At 62.9% G+C, this 16,166-nt stretch carries 15 protein-coding genes; 10 read left to right on the top strand and 5 right to left on the bottom strand.

The window, feature by feature from the left end; all coding sequences use genetic code 11:
• The first annotated feature begins 10 nt into the window (after positions 1-10).
• The 8 genes from CAF90_RS20550 (at position 11) to CAF90_RS20515 (ending at position 8,108) form a co-directional block, all read left to right on the top strand.
• Entirely contained in the window at positions 11-1,882 is a 1,872-nt protein-coding gene (locus CAF90_RS20550) for an extracellular solute-binding protein (RefSeq protein WP_085608295.1), read from the top strand.
• Position 1,883: 1 nt separating this feature from the next.
• Entirely contained in the window at positions 1,884-2,948 is a 1,065-nt protein-coding gene (locus CAF90_RS20545) for a microcin C ABC transporter permease YejB (protein WP_085608294.1), read from the top strand.
• Positions 2,948-3,970, top strand: a complete 1,023-nt coding sequence (locus CAF90_RS20540) for an ABC transporter permease (RefSeq protein ID WP_085608293.1) — start codon at positions 2,948-2,950, stop codon at positions 3,968-3,970. The genes CAF90_RS20545 and CAF90_RS20540 overlap by 1 nt, the downstream gene beginning before the upstream one ends.
• A gap of 14 nt (positions 3,971-3,984) precedes the next feature.
• Positions 3,985-5,685: an ABC transporter ATP-binding protein gene (locus tag CAF90_RS20535; RefSeq protein WP_256578456.1), complete on the top strand. Its 1,701-nt coding sequence runs from the start codon at positions 3,985-3,987 to the stop codon at positions 5,683-5,685.
• A gap of 118 nt (positions 5,686-5,803) precedes the next feature.
• A complete protein-coding gene (locus CAF90_RS20530) occupies positions 5,804-6,325 on the top strand; it encodes a DUF3455 domain-containing protein (RefSeq protein ID WP_085608292.1) in 522 nt (173 codons plus the stop codon).
• Between the two features lie 42 nt (positions 6,326-6,367).
• Positions 6,368-6,901: a sigma-70 family RNA polymerase sigma factor gene (locus CAF90_RS20525; protein ID WP_170929415.1), complete on the top strand. Its 534-nt coding sequence runs from the start codon at positions 6,368-6,370 to the stop codon at positions 6,899-6,901.
• Positions 6,898-7,593, top strand: coding sequence for an anti-sigma factor domain-containing protein (locus CAF90_RS20520; RefSeq protein WP_085608290.1), 696 nt, complete (start codon positions 6,898-6,900; stop codon positions 7,591-7,593). Before CAF90_RS20525 ends, CAF90_RS20520 begins: the two co-directional genes overlap by 4 nt.
• Positions 7,594-7,706: 113 nt before the next feature.
• Positions 7,707-8,108 carry a phage infection protein gene (locus CAF90_RS20515; RefSeq protein ID WP_074689113.1) on the top strand — a complete coding sequence of 134 codons (402 nt, stop codon included), beginning with the start codon at positions 7,707-7,709 and terminating at the stop codon, positions 8,106-8,108.
• A 78-nt stretch (positions 8,109-8,186) separates the two neighbouring features.
• Here the strand turns inward: CAF90_RS20515 and CAF90_RS20510 are convergent, their stop codons facing one another.
• Positions 8,187-9,275 (bottom strand): DUF1615 domain-containing protein, encoded by a 1,089-nt coding sequence (locus CAF90_RS20510; RefSeq protein ID WP_085608289.1) that lies wholly within the window; start codon positions 9,273-9,275, stop codon positions 8,187-8,189.
• A 194-nt stretch (positions 9,276-9,469) separates the two neighbouring features.
• Here CAF90_RS20510 and CAF90_RS20505 point away from each other — a divergent pair, with 194 nt between their 5' ends.
• On the top strand, positions 9,470-11,005 hold the full coding sequence (locus tag CAF90_RS20505) for an FAD-dependent oxidoreductase (protein ID WP_085608288.1): 1,536 nt from the start codon (positions 9,470-9,472) through the stop codon (positions 11,003-11,005).
• 4 nt (positions 11,006-11,009) lie between these two features.
• Here CAF90_RS20505 and hemB read toward each other — a convergent pair whose 3' ends face one another.
• Positions 11,010-11,984: a porphobilinogen synthase gene (hemB, locus tag CAF90_RS20500; RefSeq protein WP_085608287.1), complete on the bottom strand. Its 975-nt coding sequence runs from the start codon at positions 11,982-11,984 to the stop codon at positions 11,010-11,012.
• Positions 11,985-12,242: 258 nt separating this feature from the next.
• A complete protein-coding gene (locus CAF90_RS20495) occupies positions 12,243-12,941 on the bottom strand; it encodes a glutathione S-transferase family protein (protein ID WP_039770231.1) in 699 nt (232 codons plus the stop codon).
• Positions 12,942-13,236: 295 nt separating this feature from the next.
• On the opposite strand from CAF90_RS20495, the gene CAF90_RS20490 reads away from it, so the two are divergent.
• Positions 13,237-13,911: a hypothetical protein gene (locus CAF90_RS20490; RefSeq protein ID WP_007958986.1), complete on the top strand. Its 675-nt coding sequence runs from the start codon at positions 13,237-13,239 to the stop codon at positions 13,909-13,911.
• A 27-nt stretch (positions 13,912-13,938) separates the two neighbouring features.
• On the opposite strand, the gene mnmH is transcribed toward CAF90_RS20490, so the two are convergent.
• On the bottom strand, positions 13,939-15,042 hold the full coding sequence (gene mnmH, locus CAF90_RS20485) for a tRNA 2-selenouridine(34) synthase MnmH (protein ID WP_085608286.1): 1,104 nt from the start codon (positions 15,040-15,042) through the stop codon (positions 13,939-13,941).
• Positions 15,042-16,076 (bottom strand): selenide, water dikinase SelD, encoded by a 1,035-nt coding sequence (gene selD, locus CAF90_RS20480; protein WP_085608285.1) that lies wholly within the window; start codon positions 16,074-16,076, stop codon positions 15,042-15,044. Before selD ends, mnmH begins: the two co-directional genes overlap by 1 nt.
• Positions 16,077-16,166 lie beyond the last annotated feature (90 nt).

Here is a 16,166-nt window from a genome sequence, read left to right as displayed (position 1 = left end):
GAACGACTTCATGACATTCATGCGCAACATGGCCGGCCTGCTGCTCGGCAGCGCGCTGCTGTGCAACGCGGCAGCTGCACTGGCCGGCGGCAGCTACGCGATGACGGTGTACGGCGAGGCGCCGAAATACCCCGCCGGTTTCCAGCACTTCGATTTCGTCAATCCCGACGCCCCCAAGGGTGGCTCGCTCAGCCGCGCTTCGATGGAGATCGGTCAGTACAACTACATCACTCCGTACGCCGATCAGGGCATTTCCGTGGTGCAGGTCAACGACTGGGTGTATTCGCCGCTGGCGTTCCGCTCGCTGGACGAGCCCTACACCGTCTACGGTCTGGTGGCGCAATCCATGGAGCGCGATCCCGGCGGCCTGTGGGTGCGTTTCAATCTGAATCCCGAGGCGCGTTTCGCCGACGGCACACCGATCACCGCCGAGGACGTGCGCTACACCTTCGAGCTGTTGATGACCAAGGGCAGCCTGAGTTATCGCCAGCAATACGCCGATGTGCAGGACGTGCTGATCGAAGGTCCGCGGCAGATTCGCTTCACCTTCAAGAACAACCTCAACCGCACCCTGGCGCTGGATCTGGCATCGCTGCGGCCGGTGCCCGAGCACTGGTGGAAGACCCGCGACTTCGCCAACGGCGGCGGTTTCGAACCCCCGCTGGGCAGCGGCCCGTACCGGGTGAGCAAGGTCGACGCCGGGCGCAGCATCGGTTTCCAGCGCGATCCGGATTGGTGGGGCAAGGACTTGCCGGTCAGTCGCGGGCTATACAACTTCGACAGCCTGACCGTGAATTTCTACGGCGACACCGACGTCGCCCGACAACTGCTGCAGGCCGGCGCGTTCGACTACAACCGCGAGTTTTCCTCGTCCGGCTACGTGGTCGGCTACGACAGCCCGGCCCTGCGTGACGGTCGCCTGCAACAAGCGATTCTCGCCCCGGACAAACCGACCAGCGCCCAGGGGTTTGTGTTCAACCTGCAGAACCCGCTGTTCAAGGATCGCCGCGTGCGTCAGGCGCTGAGCCTGCTGTGGGATTTCGAGTGGACCAACAAGCAGATGATGCGCGGCTTCTACGTGCGCCAGAACAGCTACTGGCCGAAGAGTGAAATGGCCGCCACCGCCCTGCCCGACGCTGGCGAACTGGCGATCCTCGAACCGCTGCGCGGACAGATTCCGGACGAGGTTTTCAGCCGGGTCTATCAGGCGCCGAAAACCGATGGCAGCGGCTACATCCGCGACAAGCAGTTGCAGGCCCTGAAGCTGTTGGCCGAGGCCGGATGGACACCGAAAAACAATCGGCTGGTGAACGCCGCCGGCGAGCCCTTCGAATTCACCTTCCTCGACGGTCAGGGCGGTTTCGACCGCATGCTGCTGCCGTACAAACGCACCCTGGCGCAGATCGGCATCACCCTGAATCTGCGGCGTATCGATTCAGCGCAGTACATCAACCGGCTCAACGCCCGGGACTACGACATGATCGTCACCAGTTTTCCGCGCAGCGGCGATCCGATCGTCTCGCCGGGCCGCGAGTTGTACAGCCTGTATGCCTCGCAAAGCGCGACCCAGGTCGGCAGCTCCAATTCGATGGTGCTGGCGGATCCTGCGGTGGACCGGCTGATCGACGGCCTGGTCCAGGCCAATACCCGCGACGCCATGGTGCGTTACGCCCGCGCCCTCGACCGGGTGCTGCAATGGGGTGACTACATGATTCCCAACTACTACTCCAAAGGCACGCCGACGGTGTATCAGAACCGCTTCGGCAGGCCGCCGGTGCAGCCGATCTACAGCGAAGGCCTCGACACCTGGTGGGAGGTCTCGGCCAAGCCGCTGACCAACCAGCGGATGAGCGCCCTGCGCCAGCTCGCGGGGGGCCAGTGACATGTGGCGTTATCTGAGTCGACGTCTGTTGCTGATCATCCCCACGCTGCTGTGCATTCTGGTGGTCAACTTCGTCATCGTGCAGGCCGCGCCCGGCGGCCCGGTGGAACAGGCCATCGCCCGCCTGCAAGGTTTCGGCGGGCACAGCATGGGCGGCGCCAGCGAGGTCACCGCGATCGGCGGTGCCGGGCGCAGCAGCCGTGGCCTGGATCCGGCGCTGATCGAAGAGATCAAGCACCACTACGGCTTCGACAAACCGATGCACGAACGCCTGTGGCTGATGCTCAAGAACTACGCGCAACTGGACCTGGGCAGCAGTTTCTTTCGCGGTGCGAAGGTCACCGATCTGATCGTGCAGAAGCTGCCGGTGTCGCTGTCCCTTGGCCTGTGGGCGACGTTGATCACCTACCTGATTTCGATCCCGCTGGGCATTCGCAAGGCGATCCGCAACGGTAGCGCGTTCGATGTCTGGAGCAGCACGGCGATCATCGTCGGCTACGCGATGCCGGCGTTTCTGTTCGCGATCCTGTTGATCGTGGTGTTCGCCGGGGGTAGCTACGTCAACTGGTTTCCGGTGCAGGGTCTGGTCTCGGACAATTTCGACAACCTGAGCCTGTGGGGCAAGGTCGGTGACTACCTCTGGCACCTGGTGTTGCCGGTGACGGCGCTGGTGATCGGTGGTTTTGCGACGCTGACGATCCTGACCAAAAACAGCTTCATCAACGAGATCAGCCGCCAGTACGTGATCACCGCGCGCGCCAAGGGCCTGACCGAAAGACGTGTGCTCTACGGCCATGTGTTTCGCAACGCGATGCTGCTGGTGGTCGCCGGTGTGCCGTCAGCATTGATCGAGGTGTTTTTCGCCGGCTCCCTGCTGATCGAAACCATCTTCAACCTCGATGGCCTCGGGCGCATGAGCTACGAAGCGGCGGTGTCGCGGGACTACCCGGTGGTGTTCGGCACGCTGTTTCTGTTCACCCTGTTCGGCCTGTTGATCAAGCTGATCGGCGACCTCTGCTACACCCTGCTCGACCCGCGCATCGACTTCTCGGCGAGGACTGCCTGATGTTCACACTCTCCCCTCTGGGCCGGCGGCGCATTGCGCAATTCAAGGCCAACCGGCGCGGGCGCTGGTCGCTGTGGCTGTTCATCGGGCTGTGCCTGATCTGCCTCGGCGGCGAACTGATCGCCAACGACAAGCCGCTGGTGATCCGCTACCACGACGCCTTTTACTTCCCGATCCTCAGCGATTATCAGGAAATCGATTTCGGCGGCGAACTGCCGTTCCAGCCGGATTACGCCAGCAGCTACGTGCACAAACTGATCGAGGATCAGGGCGGTTGGATGCTGTTCCCGCCGATCCCGTTCAGCTACGACACGGTCAATTACGACCTCACGGAACCGGCACCCAGTCCGCCGTCCTCCAGCAACTGGCTGGGCACCGACGATCAGGCGCGGGATGTGTTGGCGCGAGTGATTTTCGGCACGCGGATTTCGATTCTGTTCGCGCTGATCCTTACCGCCGTCAGTGCGCTGGTCGGCATCGTCGCCGGGGCGTTGCAGGGTTACTACGGCGGCTGGGTCGACTTGCTCGGGCAACGAGTGCTGGAGATCTGGTCAGGGCTGCCGGTGCTGTACCTGCTGATCATTTTGTCGGGGTTCGTCTCGCCGAGTTTCTGGTGGCTGCTGGGGATCATGGCGCTGTTTTCCTGGCTGGCACTGGTGGACGTGGTGCGCGCCGAGTTCCTGCGCGGGCGCAGCCTGGAATACGTCAAGGCCGCGCGGGCGCTGGGCCTGACGGACAGCGAGCTGATGCGCCGGCACATTCTGCCCAACGCCATGACCTCCACCCTCACCTACCTGCCGTTCATTCTGACCGGCGCCATCGCCACCCTCACCGCACTGGATTTTCTCGGCTTCGGCATGCCCGCCGGCACCGCGTCGCTGGGTGAGCTGATCGGCCAGGCCAAGCGCAATCTGCAAGCGCCGTGGCTGGGGCTGACGGCGTTTTTCGCCCTGGCGCTGATTCTGTCCCTGCTGGTGTTTATCGGCGAAGCCTGCCGTGACGCGTTCGATCCGCGATCCTGATCCCCGGAGCTGAAATGACCGACAACCTGATTGAAATCCGCGACCTGCGCGTCGCCTTCGCCGGGCACGAAGTGGTGCACGGTGTGAACCTCGACATCCGCCGTGGCGAGTGCCTGGCACTGGTCGGCGAATCCGGCTCGGGCAAGTCGGTGACGGCGCACTCGATCCTGCGTTTGCTGCCGGCCAAGACCGTCAGCAGCACGGGCAGCATCCGCTACAACGGCGTGGACTTGCTGCACGCTAGCGAACAACAACTGCGCGGCTTGCGCGGCAATCGCATCGCGATGATTTTCCAGGAGCCGATGACCTCGCTGAACCCGCTGCACACGGTGGAAAAACAGATCAGCGAAGTGCTGGAGATCCACAAGGGACTCAAGGGCCGTGCCGCGCGCCAGCGCACGCTGGAGCTGCTGGAACTGGTGGGCATTCGCCAGCCGTTGCAGCGCTTGAAGGCCTATCCGCACCAGCTCTCCGGTGGCCAGCGGCAACGGGTGATGATCGCCATGGCGCTGGCCAACGAGCCGGAATTGCTGATTGCCGATGAGCCGACCACAGCGCTGGACGTGACCGTGCAGCAGAAAATTCTCGAGCTGCTGATCGAGTTGCAGCAACGCCTGGGCATGTCGCTGCTGCTCATCAGTCATGACCTCAATCTGGTGCGGCGTATCGCCCAACGGGTGTGCGTGATGCGCCACGGGGAAATCGTCGAACAGGCCGACTGCGCAACGCTGTTCCGCACCCCGCAGCATGCTTACAGCCGCCTGCTGATCGAGGCGGAACCGTCCGGCGCACCGGTGCCGAGCCGCTACGATCACAACCTGCTGGAGGTGGATGATCTGAAAGTCTGGTTCCCGCTGCCCAAGGCGTTGTTCAGCCGCACCCAGGAATACATCAAGGCCGTGGACGGCGTGAGTTTCCGGCTGCAACGGGGCAAGACCCTGGGCATTGTCGGCGAGTCCGGCTCGGGCAAGTCGACACTGGGCCAGGCGATTCTGCGGCTGGTGGAATCCGAGGGCGACATTCGTTTCGGCAACAAGCAATTGAGCCTGCTCAATCAGCGATTGATGCGTCCGTTGCGGCGGCAGATTCAGGTGGTGTTCCAGGACCCGTTCGGCAGCCTCAGCCCTCGGATGTCGGTGCAACAAATCATCGCCGAAGGCCTGCTGACCCACGGCATCGGCACGGCCGAAGAGCGTGAAGCAGCGGTGATCCGCGTGCTGGAGGAAGTCGGCCTCGACCCGCAGAGCCGGCATCGTTATCCCCACGAATTCTCCGGTGGCCAGCGCCAGCGCATTTCCATCGCCCGGGCCCTGGTGCTGGAACCCGCTCTGATTCTGCTCGACGAACCGACCTCGGCGCTGGATCGCACGGTGCAGAAACAGGTGGTGGAATTGCTGCGGCAGTTGCAGATCCGCCATGGCTTGACGTACCTGTTCATCAGCCATGACCTGGCGGTGGTGCATGCGCTGGCGCACGACTTGATGGTGATCAAGGACGGCAAAGTGGTGGAACAGGGAGCGTCGCGCCAGATTTTTGCGGCGCCGCAGCATGCCTACACCCAGGCGTTGCTGAAAGCCTCCGGCCTGAAGCCTGACAAAGAACCCTGTGGGAGCGAGCTTGCTCCGGGCGGCGATCCGACGAAGGCGTCGGATCAGTCAGCATTTATGTGGCTGACACACCGTATTCGCGAGCAAGCTCGCTCCCACAGGGGGTAATCGATGGGGTTTGAAGTTTATTTTCCGGCCACTGCATCCAAACCGCTCCGTCACGGGTAGTCCCTGTAACAGCCCTCTTTCGGCTGTCAGCGGTTTACCCTTTTTCGGAGAAACACTGATGAACATCACCCAACTGATCGGCCTCACCGGTTTGCTCGCCGTCGCCTCGACAAGCTTCGCCCAAAGCAGTTATCCCGACGCGATCAAAGTCCCGGACGGCCACAAGATCGCGATGGAAACCACCGGGGTCGGCGAGATCACCTACGAATGCCGGGACAAGGCCAATGCCGCCGGCCAGACCGAATGGGTGTTCGTCGGCCCGAAAGCGGTGCTCAACGATCGCAGCGGCAAACAGGTCGGCACCTACTTCGGCCCGCCCGCCACCTGGCAGGCGCAGGACGGTTCGAAAGTCACCGGCACGCAACTGGCCGTAGCGCCCTCGAGCCCGGGCAACCTGCCCTATCAACTGGTCAAGGCCAACCCCGCCGAGGGCAAAGGCGCCATGAGCGGCGTCAGCTACATCCAGCGCGTCGCGCTCAAGGGCGGCGTGGCGCCGGGCAGCGAATGCACGGCGGCGAACAAGGGTAAACAGGAAGTGGTGAAGTACCAGGCCGACTACATTTTCTGGGCGGCTAACTGACCCTGACTGGACGTTTGGCCGATGCTTGCTAGATTGCAGGACATGCCATTACCCGAAACCGCGTTCGATTACGAAGCCCGCCTCGCCGCCTGTGCCCGCGGCGAGCGCGGGGCCCTGCGCGAATTGTATGTGCAGGAAGGTCCGCGGCTGCTCGGTGTGGCCCGGCGTCTGGTGCGTGATACGGCGCTGGCCGAAGACATCGTTCACGACGCATTCATCAAGATCTGGGCCGGCGCGGCGGGTTTCAATCCGGCGCGCGGTTCGGCCCGGGGCTGGATGTTCAGCGTGACCCGCCATCTGGCGCTGAATGTGTTGCGCAATCACCATCAGGAAACGCCGCTGAACGACAGCAACGAATCTCTGGCGATTGATGACGACTTCGATGCGCTGGCGCAATCGACCCGCATCCATCGCTGCCTGCATCAACTAGAACCGCAACGCCGCCGCTGCATCCTTCACGCCTACGTCGACGGTTACAGCCACGCGCAGATCGCCCAACGCCTCGACACGCCGCTGGGCACCGTCAAAGCCTGGATCAAGCGCAGCCTCAATGCGTTGCGGGAGTGCATGGGATGACCACCGAATCGGCGCAGGAACGCGATGAACTGGCCAGCGAATACGTGCTCGGCACGCTCTCGGCCGAAGCGCGCGCCGAAGTGCAACGGCGCTTGCCCAACGAGCCCGAGCTGCAGACGGCCGTGGATGCCTGGGAGCGGCGGCTGCTGGAGCTGACCGACCTCGCCCCGGCGCATCAGCCCTCGTCGCAGCTGTGGCAACGCATTGAACGCAGTGTCGGGCAACTCACCCATAAGGTGGCGCCCGAGATTTCATGGTGGAATCGCCTGTCGCTGTGGCGCGGTTTGAGCGCTGCCGGGCTGGCCGCGACTTTGTTGCTGGGTTCGATCCTGCTAACTCAAACCACACCGAAACCGAGCTTTCTGGTGGTGCTGGTCGCCCCGCAGGACAAGGCGCCGGGCTGGGTGATCCAGGCCAGCAATCCACGGGAGATTCAGTTGATTCCGCTGGGCGTGGTCGAGGTGCCGGCGGACAAGGCGCTGGAGTTCTGGACCAAGGCCGACGGCTGGCAGGGGCCGGTGTCGCTGGGGCTGGTCAAACCGGGCCAAGCGCTGTCGATCCCGCTGGACAAGCTGCCGCCGCTGCAACCGAACCAGTTGTTCGAACTGACGCTGGAAGGCGCCAACGGTTCGCCGATCGGCAAACCCACCGGGCCGATCCAGGCGATTGGCCGCGCAGTGAAGGTGTTGTGACAAACCATCATCGGCGTCGATGTTCACCATCACGTCAATGAAGTTCTCTTAAAAAATCCCGGGCGTAACATCGGCTCCATACCAAACAAACAACACCCCCGGAGCACACCATCATGAAACGCCAAGTCATCCTCAGCATTGCCCTCTCGGTTCTGGCCTTCAACGCATTTGCCGCCAAACCTGCCCACACCATGATCGCCGAAGGCGGTTCGGATCGTCTGATCGAACGCCGCGTTGCCGAAGGTGGCTCGGATCGTCTGATTGAACGTCGCGTTGCCGAAGGTGGCTCGGATCGTCTGATTGAACGTCGCGTCGCTGAAGGCGGTTCGGATCGTCTGATCGAACGCCGCGTTGCCGAAGGTGGTTCGGATCGTCTGATCGAACGTCGCGTTGCTGAAGGTGGCTCGGATCGTCTGATCGAACGTCGCGTCGCTGAAGGTGGTTCGGATCGCCTGATTGAACGCCGCGTTGCCGAAGGTGGTTCGGATCGTCTGATCGAACGCCGCGTTGCCTGAATGAATGGCTTGATCGCAACAACCCAGAAAAAACCCGGCTCCCGTCAGCCGGGTTTTTTTATTCCCTTTTGATCGTCCTCAGCCCTTGGCCATGCAGCGCCGATAGCGCTCGTCGACCCGTTTGGCAAACCACGCCGTGGTCAGTTTGCGGGTGATCTTCGGGCTCTGCAGCACGATCCCCGGCAACACCGCACGGGGCAGTGACTTGCCCTCCGCACGCTCCGCCAGTTCGAAGACCCGTTGATACAGTTTGGTCTCCTCGAAGGCCAGGCTATCGCCCTTCTCCAGTTGATCGCGGATCACCGGATTGCGCATGCCCAGCGATTTGCCGAGGGTGCGCACCGCCAGTTCAGTGCTGCCCGGCATGATCGCGCCCGGGCGGATCAGGTCGCCATCCAGCGCCAGCGGAATCCCCGACGCCCGGCTGACCGCGTTCTGAAACGCCGCGTTGCGACTGGCGTACCAGCCGGCGTTGAAGTCGGCGAAGCGGTACAGCGGCTCGCGATAACTCACCGGATAACCCAGCAAATGGGCGATGCCGAAATACATCCCGCCGCGACGACTGAACACCTCGCGGCGAATCGTCCCGTCCACCGGGTACGGATAGTCCTTGGCATGCTTCTCGGCGAATTCGATGCTGACCTGCATCGGCCCGCCGGTGTGCACCGGGTTGAAACCGCTGAACAGCGTGCGGCCCATCGGCACCGAGCCGATAAAGTCGTCAAAAATCGCGCTCAATTCCTTTTCGCTGCGGGCGGCGCTGAGGCGTTCGCTGTAGGTCTTGCCGTTGGGCGAGCGCACCTGCAAGGCGCCGCTGACCAACAGGCTCGGGATATGCACCTTGGCGGCGCGGCGGTCGATTTCGTCACGGGCGATCTTGCCCAGGCCAGGCACCGGCGGATCGACCTGGAAAGTGGATTCCTGCTCGGCGACGGCCAGCACCGAACACAGGTTTTGCGTGGTCGGGCTGATGCCCTGGGCGGCGAACGCGGCGTAGATGTCGGTGGCCCAGCCCTGGCGGTCGACGGTTTTTGCCGGCAGCAGGCGCACGATCTGCGCCTTGACCTCGGCGGGCGGGCGCGGCGCCGGTTCTTCGCTGCGTTGACCGGCGCAACCGGCCAGTACCAGCAGCGCGGCGAGGCTGACGAATAATCGAGGGGTGTGCATAACGCTTCATCCAGTCCGTTGAGCCGGGTTAACCCTACGCTCAATCGCAGGGTGCAGGATAGGACTGCGGGCCGGCGGAGCTGTTCCATTGTCCCGTTTGGCAGGCCGACTGGCCGCCCTCGCCGTCTGATCCATACTTGCTGCTGCACACTCAGTTGCACGTCTCGGATCAGGACACGCGAGGAGGACAGACCATGAACCGCAGTGATGTTCTGATCATCGGCGCAGGCCCCACCGGACTGGTGCTGGCCCTGTGGCTGAGCAAACTGGGCGTGCGCGTGCGAATCATCGACAAGGCTTCCGCGCCGGGCACCACGTCGCGGGCGCTGGCGGTGCAGGCGCGCACCCTTGAGCTGTACCGGCAACTGGACCTGGCCGATGCGGTGGTGCGCAACGGTCACCGGGTGGCCGCGGCGAATTTCTGGGTCAAGGGCAAACCCGTGGCGCAACTGCCGCTGAACCGGATCGGCGAAGGCCTGACGCCCTATGCCTTTCTGGAAATGTACCCGCAGGACGAACACGAGCGACTGTTGATCGACCGCCTCGAAGACTACGACGTGACGGTCGAGCGCAACACGACGCTTGAGAGTTTCACGGAGAACGGCGACGGCCTCACCGCGCATTTGCGCCTGCCGGATGGCGAGCAGGAAATCTGTCAGGCCTGCTATCTGGCCGGGTGTGACGGCGCCCGTTCGGTCGTGCGCAAAACCCTCGACACCGGTTTTCCCGGCGGCACTTATCAGCAGATTTTCTATGTCGCGGATGTGCAGGCCAGCGGCCCGGCGCTCAACGGCGAGTTGCATCTGGATCTGGATGAGGCGGACTTTCTCGCGGTGTTCCCGCTGGCCGGCGAAGGCCGTGCGCGGTTGATCGGCACCGTGCGTGATGAGCGCGCGGATCGCGCCGAAACCCTGGAATTTTCCGATGTCAGCAACCGCGCCATCGAACATCTGAACGTGCACATCGAGGACGTCAACTGGTTCTCCACCTACCGCGTGCATCACCGGGTGGCGGATCACTTTCGCAAGGGCCGGGCGTTTCTGCTCGGCGACGCAGCGCACGTACACAGCCCCGCTGGTGGCCAAGGCATGAACACCGGCATCGGCGATGCGATCAATCTGGCGTGGAAACTCGCGGCAGTACTCGGCGGCGCTGCCACGCCCACACTGCTCGACAGCTACGAAACCGAACGCATCGCCTTCGCCCGGCGACTGGTGTCGACCACCGACAAGGTCTTCAGCTTCGTCACCGCCGAAGGCCGCATGGCCGATCTGTTGCGCACGCGGCTGGCGCCGTTCCTGATTCCGAAAATGGCCTCATTCGAAACCAGCCGCGAATTCCTGTTTCGCACCGTCTCGCAAATCACCGTCAACTATCGAGGCATGGCGTTGAGCGAAGGCGTGGCCGGGCACGTGCACGGCGGCGACCGCTTGCCGTGGGCCCATGATGGCGAGGGGGATAATTACGAGCCGTTGCGCCATCCTTGCTGGCAGGTGCATGTGTACGGCGACACCAGCGACGAGATGATCGCCTGGTGCAATGAACATCACTTGCCGCTGCACGTGTTCGACTGGCGTCCGGCGTTTGAAACGGCGGGACTGGGGCGCAACGGTTTTTACCTGTTGCGCCCGGATACCTACGTGGCGATTGCCGACAACAGCGCGGATCCGAAGGTGATCGAGCGGTACTTCCGTGACCACGGGATCCGGCCGTTTTTCAATTGCCCCTGAAGGATCAAATCCCGGCCAGGGCCAGGTCCATCGCAAAGTAGGTGAAGATCAGATCCGCACCCGCGCGCTTGATCGCGCCGAGGCTTTCGCGTACCACGCGATCTTCGTCGATGGCCCCGGCCTGGGCACCGAACTTGATCATCGCGTACTCGCCGCTGACCTGATACGCCGCCAGCGGCAGGTTCGAGGCTTCGCGGATGTCGCGGATGATGTCCAGGTACGCGCCGGCCGGTTTGACCATCAGCGCATCGGCGCCTTCCTGCTCGTCGAGCAACGATTCGCGCAGGGCTTCGCGGCGGTTCATCGGGTTCATCTGATAGCTTTTGCGATCGCCCTTCAGCGCGCTGCCGCCAGCCTCGCGGAACGGGCCGTAGAGCGCCGAGGCGAATTTGGTCGAGTAGGCCATGATCGGAATCTGCGTGAAGCCGGCATCGTCCAGCGCCCGGCGAATCGCCCGCACCTGGCCGTCCATTGCTGCCGACGGCGCGATCACGTCGGCACCGGCACGCGCTGCCGCCACCGCCTGTTTGCCGAGGTTGATCAGGGTCTGGTCGTTGTCGACTTCATGGTTGTGCATCACGCCGCAATGGCCGTGGTCGGTGTACTCGCAGAAGCAGGTGTCGGACATCACGATCATTTCCGGCACGGCGTCCTTGGCGATCCGCGACATGCGCGACACCAGGCCGTTTTCGCGCCAGGTGTCGCTGCCGCTGGCGTCCAGGTGATGGGACACGCCGAAGGTCATCACCGACTTGATCCCGGCACGGGCGTAACGCTCGATTTCGCCGGCCAGTTTGCGCTCGGGAATACGCATCACGCCGGGCATGCTCTTGATCGGCACGAAGTCGTCGATCTCTTCTTCGACGAAGATCGGCAGCACCAGATCGTTGAGGGAAAACTCGGTTTCCTGGAACAGGCTGCGCAGGCTCGCATTGCGGCGCAGACGGCGTGGACGTGCTTCGGGGAACTGACTGGACATGGGGCCTTTCCTGAAAACAGCGGATGAGACGAAAGTCGTAGGGGGCGAAGCTTATGCCTTGCGGGGGACGGGGTACAAACCTGGATCAATCAACAGTGCATTACCGGGCACGCAACAATCTGCGGGCGTCATCACTATTCCTGTGGGAGCGAGCTTGCTCCGGGCGGCGATCCGACGAAGGAGGTGTATCAGAAAAAGATGTGTGACTGACACGACGCCTTCGCGAGCAAGCTCGCTCCCACAGGGTTATTTGTGGCGTCAGGACGGGATGGTCAGGCCGCGCACAACGGCCGGCCGCGCCAGGAAGCGCTCCAGCACCCGGGTGACGTTCGGGAAGTTGTTGATGCCGACCAGATCACCCGCCTCGTAGAAGCCGATCAGGTTGCGCACCCACGGGAACGTGGCGATGTCGGCGATGGTGTAGCGCTCGCCCATGATCCAGTCGCGCCCTTCCAGGCGGGTGTTCAGGACGCTGAGCAGGCGGCGGCTTTCTTCGACGTAGCGGTCACGGGGACGCTTGTCTTCGTAGTCCTTGCCGGCGAATTTGTTGAAGAAACCGAGCTGGCCGAACATCGGACCGATACCGCCCATCTGGAACATCAGCCACTGGATGGTTTCGTAGCGCAGCGCGCCTTCCTGGGCCAGCAACTGGCCGCTCTTGTCGGCGAGATAAATCAGGATCGCGCCGGATTCGAACAACGGCAGCGGTTTGTCCTCGGGGCCGTGGGGGTCGAGGATCGCCGGGATCTTGTTGTTCGGGTTCAGCGACAGGAATTCCGGAGACATCTGGTCATTGGTGTCGAAGCCCACGCGGTGCGGCTCGTACGGCAGGCCGATCTCTTCGAGCATGATCGAGACCTTGACGCCGTTGGGGGTCGGCAGGGAATAAAGCTGAATCCAGTCAGGGTACTGCGCCGGCCATTTCTGGGTGATCGGGAACGCGGACAGATCGGTCATGTGTAGCATCCAGTCACAAAATGAAAGGCCTGAGCATAATCCACGATCAGCGCTCTGGCTCGGGTTCTTTACGCCCTCGCCCGCCGGCTTACTTAAATCCGCAACATCCTGTGATTAACCTTCCCTTCAATCGCACGGGCTGAACGGTAAAGTGCGGCGCACGTAGCCGGATCGAACCAAACAGGCCTCAGGGGGCTCCAAGCAAGCCATTGATGACAGGGAAAACATCCGGCGCGCGAGCCCCGGTGCAGAGGTTTGTCAGCCTTAACCGAACAGACTGAAGAATCCTTATCCCATGACGAACTTGATGAAAGTCGCCAAACGCTTCAAACATCGCGCGTATGTGGCCCTGCCCACTCTGCTGGCGGTCAGCGCGCTGTTCCTGTCGCTGGAATCCAGCGAAAGCCGTGCGCAACCGGTGGACGGCACCCAGACTCTGGTGTTCCTGCGCCACGCGGAGAAACCGGCCGGCGGTCTCGGTCAGCTCAACTGCCAGGGCCTGAACCGGGCGATCGACCTGTCGACCCTGCTGCCGGAAAAATTCGGCAAGGCCGACTATGTGTTCGCCGCCAACCCGACGCGCAATGTCGAGGAAGGCGAGCTGGACAACTCCTACAGCTACATCCGCCCGCTGATGACCATCAGCCCGGCCGCGATCAAGCTCGGCCTGCCGGTGAACATCGAGTTCTCGGCCAACGACACCAGCGATCTGGCCCGCGAGCTGATCGAAGACAAGTACCACAATTCGACCATCTACACCGCGTGGTCCCATGGTTACCTGCCGGAGCTGATCAACAAGGTCGCGGGCAAGGCTGTCGGCGAGAAGCAGAAGATCACCGAGGATTGGGAGTCCAGCGATTACGACTCGCTGTATGTGCTGACCCTGACCTGGCACAACGGCAAGGCCAGCCTGCAGAGCCACAGCTACAAACAGGGACTGGATAACGGGCAGGAAAGCTGTCCGACCTGAGTTTGCCCGGGGCCCGCTCGGGCCCCGTCAGGCCTTGGGTTTATCGCGTTGACGCAAGTACTCGATAACGGCCTGCCGCTCCCCGGCAAACTCGATCCGCCCGCCCTTCTTCTCGCGCTGAAACACATACATCGGGTCGTAATACTCGCGCAGCAAACCTTCGATCCACGCGCGGTGCAAATCCACCGCCCCGCTGCGGCCCTGCTCCGCCAGCGCCTCTTCCATCAACACCCGCATCCGTCGATGCCGTTCGCCGCCCAGGCGCTTGTGCACGTTGTCGAGGCTATCCAGCAATCGCTCGGTAAACCGCCCGAAACCTTCCTCCCCATGCACTGCCTGAAACTCGGCAGACAAATCCACCACGTAATCGCGCAGGATCCGCTCGACGCGCTGCTCGAAACGATCTTCCAGCCAGACCATCGGGTATTGCTGCATGCCCTGATACAGCGACAGCGGCAGCGCGCAGCTGCCCACCACCCGGCTCTCATCCTCCAGCACAAACTGCTCGATGCCGGCCGCACGTTTTTTCAGGAAGTCGATGGCCAGCCGGTTCTCGAAATCGATGTTCGACGGCTGACCGGTGGCGCGCTTGCCGAAACTGGAGCCCCGGTGATTGGCATGACCTTCCAGATCCACGCTATTGCGCAGTTGCACCAGCACTTCGGTCTTGCCGGTGCCGGTCATGCCACCCAGCAGCACGAAATCACAGTCGGCCTGGGCCGATTCGAGGGTGTCGATCAGAAACCCCCGCAGCGCCTTGTAGCCACCGCCGATACGCGGATAGTCGATGCCGGCTTCTGTCTTGAGCCACTGCTGGACGATCTGCGAACGCAGGCCGCCACGAAAGCAATACAGAAACCCCTCGGGATGCGCCCGGGCAAATGCCGCCCAAGCCTGGAGCCGTTCGGCCTTCACCGCACCGGACACCAGTTGATGGCCCAGTTCGATAGCCGCCTGCTGACCGTGATGCTTGTAACAAGTGCCGACCCGCTGGCGCTCGATGTCGTTCATCAGCGGCAGATTGAGCGCACCGGGAAACGCGCCCTTGTGAAATTCGACCGGCGCACGGGCGTCCATCAGCGGCCGGTCGTTGAGGAAGATGTCGCGATAGTCCGTGAAGTCGACGGCCATCAATTCACCTCGACGGCGGTACTCTTTCGCTCCAGCAGTTCGCCGATGGGTTCCAGTGTCAGGCCCAGTTCGGCAGCGACGGCGAGGAATTCGGCATTGCCTTCAGGCGTCACGGCCACCAGCAGCCCGCCGCTGGTCTGCGGGTCACACAGCACTCGCTTGTGCAATTCCTGCACCCGCCCGACGCGGCTCGAATAACTGTCGAAATTACGTAAGGTGCCTCCCGGCACGCAGCCCTGTTCGAGGTAATACTCGACGCTCGCCAGACGCGGTACCCGGTCGTAAAAAATCCGCGCCGTCAGGTGACTGCCGTCGGCCATTTCCACCAGATGCCCGAGCAGCCCGAACCCGGTGACGTCGGTCATGGCGGTAACCCCGGCCAGTTTGCCGAAACGGCTGCCGGGCTTGTTCAGCGTACACATCCAGTCCCGGGCCACGCCGATGTCGTCGGGGCGCAGCTTGCCCTTCTTCTCGGCGGTGGTGAGGATGCCGATGCCCAACGGCTTGGTCAGGTATAGCAGGCAACCGGCGGTGGCGGTGTCGTTGCGTTTCATGAAGCGCTTTTCTACAAGCCCCGTGACGGCCAGGCCGAAGATTGGCTCCGGCGCATCGATCGAATGCCCGCCGGCCAGCGCAATCCCCGCCGCATCGCACACCGCACGTCCGCCGCGAATCACCTCTCGCGCCACTTCCGGCGCCAGCACGTTGACCGGCCAGCCGAGGATCGCAATCGCCATCAACGGATCGCCGCCCATGGCGTAGATGTCGCTGATCGCGTTGGTGGCTGCGATGCGGCCGAAGTCGAACGGGTCGTCGACGATCGGCATGAAGAAGTCCGTGGTCGAGACCACCCCGCGCTCGGCATCGATTTCATACACCGCCGCATCATCGCGCGACGCGTTGCCGACCCACAGTTTCGGATCAAGGTTCTGCGCCCCGCTGCCGGCCAGAATCACTTCCAGCACCTTGGGCGAAATCTTGCAGCCACAACCGGCGCCGTGGCTGTATTGGGTCAGACGGATGGGCTCGGTCATGGGGCAGTCTCCGGGAGGCAGTGGGAGGGATTTTAGCAGAGGGGTCGGCGGGCAAAAAAAAGCCGCCCTTTCGGGCGGCTGAAGTGCTTC

This window comes from Pseudomonas sp. B37(2017) (assembly GCF_002112885.1).
In the GTDB taxonomy this organism is placed as follows: Bacteria; Pseudomonadota; Gammaproteobacteria; order Pseudomonadales; family Pseudomonadaceae; genus Aquipseudomonas; species Aquipseudomonas paraglycinae.
The sequence above is the reverse complement of the archived record's forward strand: the minus strand, read 5'-3'. Positions and strand labels throughout refer to the sequence as shown.

Bases quoted from the DNA above. Each gene is read 5' to 3' on its own strand.
- CAF90_RS20515 (WP_074689113.1), top strand. From the start codon at position 7,707: ATGAAACGCCAAGTCATCCTCAGCATTGCCCTCTCGGTTCTGGCCTTC.
- selD (WP_085608285.1), bottom strand. From the start codon at position 16,076: ATGACCGAGCCCATCCGTCTGACCCAATACAGCCACGGCGCCGGTTGT.
- hemB (WP_085608287.1), bottom strand. From the start codon at position 11,984: ATGTCCAGTCAGTTCCCCGAAGCACGTCCACGCCGTCTGCGCCGCAAT.
- CAF90_RS20490 (WP_007958986.1), top strand. From the start codon at position 13,237: ATGACGAACTTGATGAAAGTCGCCAAACGCTTCAAACATCGCGCGTAT.
- CAF90_RS20530 (WP_085608292.1), top strand. From the start codon at position 5,804: ATGAACATCACCCAACTGATCGGCCTCACCGGTTTGCTCGCCGTCGCC.
- CAF90_RS20540 (WP_085608293.1), top strand. From the start codon at position 2,948: ATGTTCACACTCTCCCCTCTGGGCCGGCGGCGCATTGCGCAATTCAAG.
- CAF90_RS20525 (WP_170929415.1), top strand. From the start codon at position 6,368: ATGCCATTACCCGAAACCGCGTTCGATTACGAAGCCCGCCTCGCCGCC.
- CAF90_RS20495 (WP_039770231.1), bottom strand. From the start codon at position 12,941: ATGACCGATCTGTCCGCGTTCCCGATCACCCAGAAATGGCCGGCGCAG.
- CAF90_RS20510 (WP_085608289.1), bottom strand. From the start codon at position 9,275: ATGCACACCCCTCGATTATTCGTCAGCCTCGCCGCGCTGCTGGTACTG.
- CAF90_RS20535 (WP_256578456.1), top strand. From the start codon at position 3,985: ATGACCGACAACCTGATTGAAATCCGCGACCTGCGCGTCGCCTTCGCC.
- CAF90_RS20545 (WP_085608294.1), top strand. From the start codon at position 1,884: ATGTGGCGTTATCTGAGTCGACGTCTGTTGCTGATCATCCCCACGCTG.
- CAF90_RS20505 (WP_085608288.1), top strand. From the start codon at position 9,470: ATGAACCGCAGTGATGTTCTGATCATCGGCGCAGGCCCCACCGGACTG.
- CAF90_RS20520 (WP_085608290.1), top strand. From the start codon at position 6,898: ATGACCACCGAATCGGCGCAGGAACGCGATGAACTGGCCAGCGAATAC.
- CAF90_RS20550 (WP_085608295.1), top strand. From the start codon at position 11: ATGACATTCATGCGCAACATGGCCGGCCTGCTGCTCGGCAGCGCGCTG.
- mnmH (WP_085608286.1), bottom strand. From the start codon at position 15,042: ATGGCCGTCGACTTCACGGACTATCGCGACATCTTCCTCAACGACCGG.